We start from the raw sequence: 10172 nt of genomic DNA, 5'->3' as shown, positions 1-10172 counted from the left end.
AAGCAAGCCCAAGTGCTGTGCCGAGACGCACACCAGGGGCCGGTTGAACGCATACCTTGACCCCGACGGTCGGCGCGACCTGCGGGAACGGCGGTCCGCACAGCGGTTACCGCATTCAGCCGATAAGGATGAGGCCGGAGGCACAAGTCCTCCCAGGCCCGCCGCTGGCCCTGAGCAGCGGAAACGCTGGCTAGACACCGGCGAGGGCTCGTCGTGGTGCGCATCACGGGCCGCATGTGCAAGGAATTCCGGCTGAGAGGTTCTCGCACATGGACATCTGTCCGGAGAGTGGTCTCCTAGGTGGCCGGTGTTCTCTGACGGGCTGTAGGAGTTCTGCGTGTTGGGCGGGCGCCGTCAACGGGGTGGCTTGCTGGCCGGTCAGGCCGGCTGGACCTGCCAGCCGGTGCTGTTGTGGCGCAAGCCGAGGGTGGCGAAGCGGGCCAGGTTGACCGCGGCGGCCAGCAGCTTGAAGTCCTGGGTGACCCGGACCAGGCCCCGCACCCGGGCGCGCCGGCCGCCGTGACGGCGGCGCAACAGGTGGGCGAGCTTGCGCTCGACCTTGGGCCGGGTGGCCCGGTAGTCGGCCAGCCAGGCGGGGTCGCGTTGGCGGGCGCGGGCGGCGGCCAGCTCGGCTTCCTGGGGGTGGATGGCGACCACCCGACCACCGACACTGCTGGTACAGGCCTGGCGCAGCGGGCAGACGCTGCAGGCGGCGCCGAACCGGGCCCGACCCCCACCCCGGGAGGCGGACAGGATCGGGGCGGTGACCCTCGCCGGGCAGGTCACGGTGCCGGCCTGGAGGTCGATCCGGAACTGGCCCTTGGCGAACCGGCCGCCGGGTGCGGTGGGGAGCTGGGCCTTGACCATCGGGGTGAGCCCGTGGTGGTCCAGCCAGGCCAGGTTGGTGCCGGTGCCATAGGCGCTGTCGCCATACACCACCGCGCGGGTGGCCGGCCCACCGTCCTGCGCTGGGTGAGATCGTCCAGCAATGTCGGCGCAACCACAGCGTCGCCGCTGGTGGCCGGGCTGACCTCGGCGGCGCAGATGACCTCTGAGTCGGGGTCGATGGCCACATGGGCCTTGTCGCCGTCAAAGCCGTGGGCGGCGGTCTTATGGCCGTGGCGGGCCTGGGGGTCGACGGTGGAGATGACCCGGTCAGGAGCGGTGCCCTCGAAGATGCGGAAGCGGCCGTCGGTCGTCTCCTCGATGTCTTGGCCGGTGACGGTGGCCAACAACGCCGCCGCCTCGGCGACCCGTGGGTCCAGCCGCTGGTCCCGCAGGGCGTAGTGGGCCCGGTAGCCGTCACGGACCAGGGCGTCCACCAGCACCTCCCGAGCGGCCCGGTCGGTCCAGTCACAAGCCGGCTTACCCGGCGCGGCGTAGTCATCCTCACGCTGCAGGCCCGCTCGCACCTTGGCCTTAAGCGCGGGCCGACAAGCCCGCAACAGTCCCCGGATCGCCCCCCGCAGCATCGTGACCGTGTCCTGGGTGGTGACCGCGTCCTCCAAGGGCGCCGAGTCCAGCACCCGCTTGACCCCGACCAGCCCCAGCTGGCGGGCCAGCGCACAGGTCACCCGGAAGATCCGATCCGGGTCGGCCGAGGCCCGCAGCCGGGCCCGGAAGTCGACCAGCACCGTATGCGCAAACGAGGCCGTCTCCTCCCCAGCCACGGCATCGGCCACCCCGGCGGCGTACCGCCAGCGCACATCAAACGCGAACCGGTCGGCCGCCTCCCGATCACTCAGACCTTCCAGTCGTTGCAGGACCATGACCACGGCCAGGACCGACGGCGGCACCGAGCGGCGCCCCGTCGGCTGGAACAGATCCGCGAACAACTCGGGTGGGAACAGCCGGCCCCGCTCCCGGGCCAGGAACCGGTACACCGACCCCTCAGGGAGCGCCGCCTCGCACCAGCGGGCACCAGTGGCGGGCAGCTCCGGGCGGCGCAGCTGGCGGCCGAGTGTCACAGCAAGTCCTCCGGGTCCGGCGACAAGGCGCCCGGAGTCTGCCAGCTCAGCCGGTCACAGACGAATCAGACACACGACACCGGCCACCTAGCCACGAGGGTCCACCTTACGTCGCCCATGTACCCCCGACATCCAGGTCCGGCTAACGGTGTCTTGCGTCAACAAATTGGCAGGGTCAGCTTGTGTCGCAAGCGGATCTCTATCCGGGCGTCCCGTCGCGCTCTCTTTTATTGGCGAGCTGCTGTAGTTGCCATTCATACACGCCCGGCAGCCAATCCTTACCGAACGTGGCTGACGGGCCGATGCGCGGGTCATTGGGAGCATGGCCGTTACGCAAGGCATGCACGTACGCTCGATCCTGTTTGATCCGTGCGCGTACCTGATCAGCTCCGCCGACGGACCCGTGACCGGGGATAAGGACATCAACATCGTCCGCCACGCCCTCGAGCAGCCGCAGCCCAACGAGGTAGTCCTCAATCGGATTCGCGGCGTCCAGGTCGGGGAACGGAATCAGGATGTCAGAAAGCATGTCGCCGGCAACGAGAACGCCGCGCTCCTCGATCAACAGCGCCGCATGTCCCTGGGCATGCGCCGGATGCTCAATAATCCGGACTGTAGGGCCATCCCAAGGAATCTGCGCAGTTTCGTCAGGCAGACCGGTAATGAGGCCGAACAGGTCCAGCGGTATCTCCTCGGCGATTTCCGGCGGTAACCCCTCGGCGACGCGGGCCTTCCAGTCCGCGTTCGACAGCAGATCTCGCATATAAGCCGCGCAGCGGGCTGTACCGTAACGGGGCGCTTCGCCAAGTTCGGCGTGCCAGAGCACGTGATCCCAATCAGGATGGGTCGAGAAGCCTGCCACAACGGGCTGGCCCAACTCGCGAAGGTCGTTCGCAAGGCAAACCATTTCGGAGCCGCGTATCCCGGGGTCGATGAGCAACACGCCGGCCCGGCCTTGCACGACAACGGCGTTGTTCTGGAGTAGCTCGCTCTGGTGGATCAGCACACCCTCCGCGACCTGCCTCAGCACGGATGACTCCTTCCGCTTGTGGTTTGCAACCGCTTGTCGAGACGGTAGTACCTGCCACCCGATCCTGCCCGGCCGCGCTGTGCGCGGCCTGCCGTTGCACACTGACGGCAGCGCCCTGGCCGCAACGCCGCTGGTATACCAGCGCGCTGGGTGACTGCACGCCACGGCCCCGTTTGTTGCAAAATCGAGGTCGGGTACCGCCCCTGGGATGAGAGGCCGACACGTAGGGGGAGCCGTGACCGAGCTCTTGGGTATCGCTCGATTCAAGTTCAACGACGGCAAGCGCGAGGAGTACAAACGCTTGTCCGCTCAGGCGATGGAGATCGTGCGGACCAAGGACTCCGGAACGCTGCAATACGACACCTACTTCAACGACGATCAGTCCGAGTGCATCGTCATTGAGCGGTACAGGGATTCCGAGGCGGCCATCGAGCACGCGGCGAACCTTGCCGACGTATCGGCGGCGGTCCTCGCGACGGTCTCCGTGGTTCACGGCGAGCTCCTCGGTGAGCCGAGTGCAGAGCTCCGAGCGAAGTTGGCCGACAGCGAGGTTCCTCAACTCTTCACCCTCTACGAGTCGATGTAGAACGCCGCTTGGCGCAGGGCTAGGTTCGGCTTGTCGTTGCATTTGACCTAACCGTCGCGACCGCCCCCATTGCGGACTACTCCGGGCCAACCAGGTTGGCGGTGCCCACGAGGTTCCTCATAGACCTCCTTGGCGGACGGACATGGGGAAGCAGAGCAAGGCTTGACCATCCCCGACAATCCCCCGCGCTCGTCTCCAAGCTGTCGAGGGCCAATCCTGGAGCCAGAGCTTCCACGACGGAGGGTGACGCTCGTTAAGACGTCCTGGCCTACGCGGTACTCGCCTGCTCCTGGCTCCTCGTCGTCCTGGTCGTCGTCGCCGTCGCCCAACGCAGGCTCGCCCCCAGCTCCTCGGCCACGACCTCGACCAGCGACCGACCGGAGCCGTCCTCAGCAACGAGGCGATGGTCAAGCTGCCCAAGGACCAGCGCCCAGCCCCGCTGCCCGTAGGGCTGCGGTTCTACGACCTTCGGCACACCTGCGCGAGTCTGCTCATCGCCCAGGGCGCCAGCGTCAAGGCGGTCCAGGCGCAGCTCGGGCATGCGACCGCGAGCATCACGCTCGACACCTACGGGCACCTGTTCCCGTCCGAGATGGACACCCTCGGGGACCGCCTGGAGCTGGTCCGCGACGGGGCGGTGGCCCGGCTGGCACGGACCCAGCACGGACCAGCGGACAGCCACTTGGATGAACCCGCAGGTGGGGTGACCCGGCGGTGTGGCGGAGGCTGAGGGGTTCGAACCCTCGAGGGAGTTGCCCCCCTACACGCTTTCCAGGCGTGTGCCTTCGACCGCTCGGCCAAGCCTCCGCCGCGCAGTCTACGCCAGCTCGCGGGGAGGCCGGCCGCCGGCTCGGGCTGTTCCGACGGACCGCGTTACCGCAGTATTGCCGGTGTATCCGCGCTTGCCGATCACCGGCTGCATCACGAAAGGAGAGGAGTGCCGTGAGCCCTCCGCCGGAGTCCCACGTCGCGCTCAGCCTGCCCGTGCTCCGCCGCGGCGGTGATCCCGCCAACTCCCAGGAGGTGATGTGCCTCCAGTTCATGCTGATCTTCGGTGGCGGCGAGTACTCCCCGTTCGAACGCGCCCTGCGCAGGGCCGACGGGGTGGACGGGATCTTCGGCCCCAAGACCGAGGAGCGGGTCCGGAACTTCCAGGGCAACGAAGGACTGGCGGTGGACGGGGTCGTCGGCACCAACACCTGGACGGCGCTCCTGGACCGCTGGACCCGGTTCCAGACGGCCGGCTGACGTCACAATCGCTGGCGGCAAGGATGGGATTCGAACCCATGGACGCCTTGCGACGTCAACGGTTTTCGAGACCGCCCCATTCGTCCACTCTGGCACCTTGCCGTTCCGGAGTATAGCGGCGGGGGGTGAAGAAGGAGCGGAGCAGGGCGGCGCAGTCCCCGGCCAGGACGCCGCGTTGGACCTCGACCCGGTGGGGGAGGCGGGGGTCGCGGACGAGGTCGAACAGGGAGGTGACGGCGCCGGCCTTGGGGTCGTCGGCGCCGAAGACGAGGCGGGCCACGCGGGCCTGGACGAGGGCGCCGGCGCACATGGCGCAGGGCTCGAGGGTGACGACCAGGGTGCAGCCGTCCAGGCGCCAGGTGCCGAGGGTGGCGGCGGCGGCGCGGAGGGCCTCCAGCTCGGCGTGGGCGGTGGGGTCGCGCCGCTGCTCGCGGCGGTTGCGGCCGCGGGACAGCTCGGTGCCGTCGGGGCCGACCACCACGGCGCCGACGGGGACGTCGTCGTGGTCGAGGGCGGCCCTGGCCTCGGCGAGGGCGGCCCGCATCCAGCGCTCGGCGGCGGTGTCGTCGGTCATCGGACCACGATGACGGGTTCGGGGGACGCCGCGCCATACGGAGATGGTGGACAATGCATCTACCCCGTTTGACTAGCCCATATGGCCCCGAACACCCCTGAAGGCTAGACCGAAAGGTCCAACTTGCGTTTAGGCCTCGACGGCGGCGGGCTGAGCGGGCAGACTGCGCCCCGCAGGGGGGGCCCGCAGGGGGGGCCCGCAGGGGGGGCCCGACGGGGGGGCCCGACGGGGGGGCCCGGCCTCGCCGAGGCGATGGGCAGCGGGACAGTTCGCGAAGCGGACACCGCGGCCCATCGCCTCGGTGCTTCTGCGGTCCGTTTCCTATGCTTGAGCGATGAGCGAGCCGGAGCTGGACTTCATCGCCGGGGCGACCGCCAGCGAGATCGCCGACAGCGTCGAGCGCGCCGTCCGCCTGGCCCGGCTCGCCCCGGGCGACCGGCTGCCCACCATCCGCCAGCTCGGCCTGCGCCTCGGGGTCAGCCCGACCACGGTGGCGGCCGCCTACGGGCGGCTGCGGGCCAGAGGGGTGGTCACGGCCAGGGGCCGGGGCGGGACGGCCGTCGCCGAACGGCCGCCGCTGCCCGTTGGCGGGACGCCGGCCCTGTTCCCGCCCGGGGTCCGCGACCTCACCCACGGCCGCGCCGACCCGGCGCTGCTGCCGCCGCTGGACCCGGCCCTGGCCCGGGTCGACCGGCGCCACCACCTCGACGGCGAGGACCCGGTCCTGCCCGAGCTGGCCGCCCTGGCCACCGCCCAGCTCGAGGCCGACGGCGTCCCGGTGGCCGGGCTGGCCGTGGTCGGCGGGGCGCTCGACGGGGTCGAGCGGATCCTCCAGGCCCACCTGCGCCCCGGCGACCGGGTGGCCGTCGACGACCCCGGGTTCCCGCCCGCCCTCGACCTGATCCGGGCCCTGGGGCTGCGACCCGAGCCGGTGCCGCTCGACGACGACGGCCCCCTGCCCCAGGGGCTGGCCGGCGCCCTGGCCGCCGGCGCGGCCGCGTTCGTGACCACCCTGCGGGCCCAGAACCCGACCGGGGCCGTGGCCACCCCGGCCCGCCTCGGGGAGCTGCGCCGGGTCCTCGGGGAGCACCCCGAGGTCCTGGTCGTGGAGGACGACCACGCCGGACCGGTGGCCGGGGCGCCCGGGGTCACCCTGGCCGGCGACGTCCGCCCCCGCTGGGCGCACGTGCGCTCGGTGTCCAAGTGGCTCGGGCCCGACCTGCGCCTGGCCGTGCTCACCGGCGACCCGGAGACGGTGGCCCGCGTCCAGGGCCGCCAGCTGGTCGGCACGGGCTGGGTCAGCCACATCCTCCAGGAGCTCGCCGTCGCCATGTGGTCGGCCCCCGGCGGGGAGGCCCTGCTGGCGCAGGGTCGCGAGACCTACCGCCGGCGCCGGGAGGCGCTGACCCGGGGGCTGACGGCCAGGGGCATCGAGGCGCACGCCCGCTCCGGGATGAACGTCTGGGTGCCCGTCGGTGACGAGGGCGCCGTCACCGGGCGCCTGCTGGAGGCCGGCTGGGCCGTCCTGGCCGGCGAGCGGTTCCGCCTCCGCAGCCAGCCGGCGATCCGCGTTACCGTGTCAACGCTCGATGTGGGCGAGGCCGACGGGCTCGCCGGCGACATCGAGGCCGCCATGGCGCCCCGGCGCCGGACGCGGCTCGCCTGAGCAACTCGCCGGCCAGATGGGGTGTCCAACCGACGGGGACTGGAGGGTTAGGTGCCGTTTCCCGGGTAAGACGGGCTCCGGAGGTTTGCTCTCGCCTCCCAGGCCATCGGCCCATAGGATCCACCAATGACACGGCGCGGGAGGACGCGATGACACTACCGACGATCGACCAGGCCCGCTCCTGGCGGGGCCTGACCCTCGTGGCCACCGACAACGAGCCGGTGGGCAAGATCGAGGCCATCTACGTGGACAGATCGACCAAGCAGCCGGAGTGGGCCCTGGTCCACACCGGCCTCTTCGGCAGCTCGCGCACGTTCGTGCCGCTGGCCGACGCCGCCCAGCGCGGCGACACCGTCCAGATCCCCCACGAGACGTCGGTGGTCCGCGAGGCCCCCCGGCTGGAGCAGGACGCCGAGCTGTCCGAGGAGGACGAGGCCCGGCTCTACGCCCACTACGGGATCGAGTACGCCACCGACGCGTCCGCCAGCGGCCTGCCGGCCGGCGAGACGGCGACGGCCGGTGCCGGCACGGCGGCGACCGACGCCACCACCGAGCTGCCCCCGTCCTCCCGGCTCGAGGCCGACGTGCCGGCCGCCACCGGCGCGGCCGCGGCGACCACCCAGACGACCCCGCCGGCCGCCACCTCCTGGTCCGGCGGGGCGACCGGCACCACCGGCGACGACGGGGCGGCCAGGGACGGGCGGGGCAGGAAGGCGGCCGCCGCCGGGATCGGCGCGGTCGCCCTCGGTGCGGCCGGGGCCGGGGCCGCCGTGGTCGCCCGCCGGCGCCGCAAGCCGCCGACCCTGGGCGAGCGGGTCGGCCAGGTCGGGCGCGAGACCGCCGGCGCGCTGACCCGGGCGGCCGGGGAGGTCCGCCGCACGGCCGCCGCCGCGACCAGCGGCGAAGGTTCGAAGAAGGCCGCCAAGGGCGGCCGCCGGGCCGCGCGCAAGGCCAACCGCAAGGCCAACCGCAAGGCCAACCGGGCCGCGAACGAGGCGGGCAAGGCCGGACGCCGGGCCGCTCAGGCGGCTGCCGCCACCGGCGTGGCCGCCGTCGCCGGCAGCAGGCGGGCCGCCCGCAAGGCCGCCTCCGGCGGAGCCGCCGCCGTCGGCGGAGGCCGGCAGGCGGCCAAGCGGGCCGGCAAGGAGGTGGCGGAGGTGATCGCCGCCATCGAGACCACGCCGGAGTCCAAGATCAAGGCCCGCAAGCGGAGGCGGGCGCGCAAGCGGGCCACGGCGGCGGTCACCGGCGCGGCCGCCGGGGCGGCGCGGGCGGCGGCCTCGGCTCCGGCGGCGGCCGGACGCAAGGTCAAGAAGGCGGATGCCGGCAAGAAGGCCCGCAAGGCCACGTCCAGACGGCAACGGAGGAAGAAGATGAAGGGGATGGGCAAGCTCGGAATGGTCGTCGGTGCCGCGGTCGGCTACGTCCTCGGCACCAAGGCGGGCCGGGAGCGGTACGACCAGCTCACCGCCAGCGCCCGCCAGCTGCTCGACAAGCCGCAGGTCAAGAAGGTCATGGACAGCGTCCCGGGCGACCTCAGCGCCCGCGTGGAGCAGGCCGCCAACAAGGCCGCCGACAAGGTCCACGAGGCCGGGGACAAGGTCGCGGCCAGCGGTTCGGGCACCAGCGGGTCGACCAGCGGATCCACCACGACCACCACCACGCCCAGCACGACCACCACCACGCCCGGCACGACCACCACGCCCGGCACGACTACGCCGGCGACCCCGACCACGCCGGCGACCTCGACGACCACGACCACCACCCCGAGCGTCCCCAGCACCGAGGGCGGTTCCACCACCACCAGGCGCTCCTCGACCAGCGAGCGCAAGCCCAAGAGCAGCAGCTGACCCGACGCTGACGACCACCGGGAGCCGGCGCTTGCCGGCTCCCGGTCAGCGCCCGGCGGTCTGTTCCCCGGTCAGGGCGCGTTGATAGGCCTGCTCGTAGCCGACCACCATGGCCTCAGCCGAGAACCGCTGCTCGACCCGGGAACGGAGCACGTGGGGGTCGAGCTCTCCGACCCGGTCGATGGCCGCGGCCATCTCGTCGAGCGACTCGACGATGAAGCCGGTCTCCCCGTCGGCCACCACCTCGGGTACCGAGCCGTTGCGCCAAGCCACCACCGGGGTCCCACAGGCCATCGCCTCCGTCATCACCAGGCCGAACGGCTCCGCCCACTGGATCGGGAACACCAGGGCGGCGGCCCGGGCCAGCAGGTCGGCCTTCTGGTCGTGGGGGCACTCGCCGTGGACCTCGACGTCGTCGCCGAGGATCGGCTCGACGTTGGCCTCCCAGTAGGCGCGCTCGCGCTCGTTCTTGGTGGTGGCGCACATCACCAGCCGGCGCCCGGCCCGCCGGGCCGCCTCGATGGCCAGGTGGGGCGCCTTCTCCTCGTCGGCCCGGCCGAGGAAGAAGAGGTAGTCCTCCTTGTCCTCGCGGAAGGGGTAGCGGTCCATGGGGATGCCGTTGTAGACCACCCCGGCCCAGCGCAGGTTCTTGGGGGCCATCGACCGCTGGCTCTCGGAGATGGCCACGAACCAGTGCTGGCGGGCGACGCGGCTGTAGAGCATGTGCGCCTGCTGGGTGAACGGCCCGTGGAGGGTGTGGATGGTCGGGCAGTTGCTGAGGGCCCCGACGCTCACCCCGACCGGGCCGGTGTGGTCGTGGAGGATGTCGAACTCATCGCCGTGCTCGTACACGGAGACGACGTGGCTGGCCTCGTACCAGGGGTCGCCGATGGCGTCCCGGGGCGGCTCCTCGTCGAGCGGCGAGACCAGCCGCGCCTTGGTGCCGGACCCGGGCGCGGCGAACAAGGTGACCTCGTGGCCGCGGTCGGTCAGCCCGTCGGCCAGCAGCGCGACCACCCACTCGATGCCGCCATAGCCGCTGGGCGGGATCGTGTACCAGGGCGGAGCGATCAGGGCGATACGCATGACCACGGACTTCCACGACAATCGCGCAGCAAACGAGGGATCGGGGCGGGGCTGACCGACCCCCGGTCCTGCCAGGCCCCGCGGCGGTGGCTACGCCGAGCGGGTGCCGGGGCTCTGGCCCCCGTCGGCCGTCGGCCGCTCGGACAGGCTGTCGACCAGTGCCCG

At 72.0% G+C, this 10172-nt stretch carries 10 protein-coding genes and 2 tRNA genes; 5 read left to right on the top strand and 7 right to left on the bottom strand.

The window, feature by feature from the left end; all coding sequences use genetic code 11:
- Nucleotides 1-378: 378 nt before the first annotated feature.
- The 3 genes from VF468_23795 to VF468_23785 all read right to left on the bottom strand — a co-directional run bounded on the left by VF468_23795 (nt 379) and on the right by VF468_23785 (nt 2997).
- Nucleotides 379-891: a transposase gene (locus VF468_23795; GenBank protein ID HEX5881312.1), complete on the bottom strand. Its 513-nt coding sequence runs from the start codon at nt 889-891 to the stop codon at nt 379-381.
- Complete coding sequence (locus tag VF468_23790; protein HEX5881311.1) at nt 783-1967, bottom strand: transposase; 1185 nt, start codon at nt 1965-1967, stop codon at nt 783-785. Before VF468_23790 ends, VF468_23795 begins: the two co-directional genes overlap by 109 nt.
- Nucleotides 1968-2166: 199 nt before the next feature.
- Nucleotides 2167-2997, bottom strand: a complete 831-nt coding sequence (locus VF468_23785) for an MBL fold metallo-hydrolase (protein HEX5881310.1) — start codon at nt 2995-2997, stop codon at nt 2167-2169.
- A gap of 235 nt (nt 2998-3232) precedes the next feature.
- Between VF468_23785 and VF468_23780 the strand changes: the two genes are divergently transcribed.
- Together VF468_23780 and VF468_23775 are read left to right on the top strand one after the other, a co-directional pair.
- A complete protein-coding gene (locus VF468_23780; protein HEX5881309.1) occupies nt 3233-3583 on the top strand; it encodes an antibiotic biosynthesis monooxygenase in 351 nt (116 codons plus the stop codon).
- Between the two features lie 403 nt (nt 3584-3986).
- Nucleotides 3987-4313, top strand: a complete 327-nt coding sequence (locus VF468_23775) for a tyrosine-type recombinase/integrase (GenBank protein HEX5881308.1) — start codon at nt 3987-3989, stop codon at nt 4311-4313.
- On the opposite strand, the gene VF468_23770 is transcribed toward VF468_23775, so the two are convergent.
- Nucleotides 4301-4390: transfer RNA gene (locus VF468_23770), tRNA-Ser, on the bottom strand. The genes VF468_23775 and VF468_23770 overlap by 13 nt on opposite strands.
- A 135-nt stretch (nt 4391-4525) precedes the next feature.
- Here VF468_23770 and VF468_23765 point away from each other — a divergent pair.
- Nucleotides 4526-4831 carry a peptidoglycan-binding domain-containing protein gene (locus VF468_23765; GenBank protein ID HEX5881307.1) on the top strand — a complete coding sequence of 102 codons (306 nt, stop codon included), beginning with the start codon at nt 4526-4528 and terminating at the stop codon, nt 4829-4831.
- A gap of 12 nt (nt 4832-4843) precedes the next feature.
- Here the strand turns inward: VF468_23765 and VF468_23760 are convergent.
- Nucleotides 4844-4933 (bottom strand) — tRNA-Ser (locus VF468_23760).
- The gene (tadA, locus tag VF468_23755) at nt 4887-5375 is read right to left on the bottom strand and encodes a tRNA adenosine(34) deaminase TadA (protein HEX5881306.1); all 489 of its coding nucleotides are present in this window, start codon (nt 5373-5375) and stop codon (nt 4887-4889) included. The genes VF468_23760 and tadA overlap by 47 nt, the downstream gene beginning before the upstream one ends.
- Nucleotides 5376-5739: 364 nt before the next feature.
- Between tadA and VF468_23750 the strand changes: the two genes are divergently transcribed.
- Complete coding sequence (locus tag VF468_23750) at nt 5740-7071, top strand: aminotransferase class I/II-fold pyridoxal phosphate-dependent enzyme (protein HEX5881305.1); 1332 nt, start codon at nt 5740-5742, stop codon at nt 7069-7071.
- 149 nt (nt 7072-7220) lie between these two features.
- Nucleotides 7221-8921, top strand: coding sequence for a PRC-barrel domain-containing protein (locus VF468_23745; GenBank protein ID HEX5881304.1), 1701 nt, complete (start codon nt 7221-7223; stop codon nt 8919-8921).
- Nucleotides 8922-8966: 45 nt separating this feature from the next.
- Here VF468_23745 and VF468_23740 read toward each other — a convergent pair whose 3' ends face one another.
- Nucleotides 8967-10007, bottom strand: a complete 1041-nt coding sequence (locus VF468_23740) for a glycosyltransferase family 4 protein (protein ID HEX5881303.1) — start codon at nt 10005-10007, stop codon at nt 8967-8969.
- Nucleotides 10008-10172 lie beyond the last annotated feature (165 nt).

Source organism: Actinomycetota bacterium (assembly GCA_036280995.1).
Taxonomy (GTDB): Bacteria; Actinomycetota; CALGFH01; order CALGFH01; family CALGFH01; genus CALGFH01.
This window is presented reverse-complemented; position numbering and strand designations above follow the sequence as displayed.

Coding starts and splice junctions, on each gene's coding strand:
- VF468_23775 (HEX5881308.1), top strand. CDS start 3,987: ATGGTCAAGCTGCCCAAGGACCAGCGCCCAGCCCCGCTGCCCGTAGGG.
- tadA (HEX5881306.1), bottom strand. CDS start 5,375: ATGCGGGCCGCCCTCGCCGAGGCCAGGGCCGCCCTCGACCACGACGAC.
- VF468_23750 (HEX5881305.1), top strand. CDS start 5,740: ATGAGCGAGCCGGAGCTGGACTTCATCGCCGGGGCGACCGCCAGCGAG.
- VF468_23745 (HEX5881304.1), top strand. CDS start 7,221: ATGACACTACCGACGATCGACCAGGCCCGCTCCTGGCGGGGCCTGACC.
- VF468_23740 (HEX5881303.1), bottom strand. CDS start 10,007: ATGCGTATCGCCCTGATCGCTCCGCCCTGGTACACGATCCCGCCCAGC.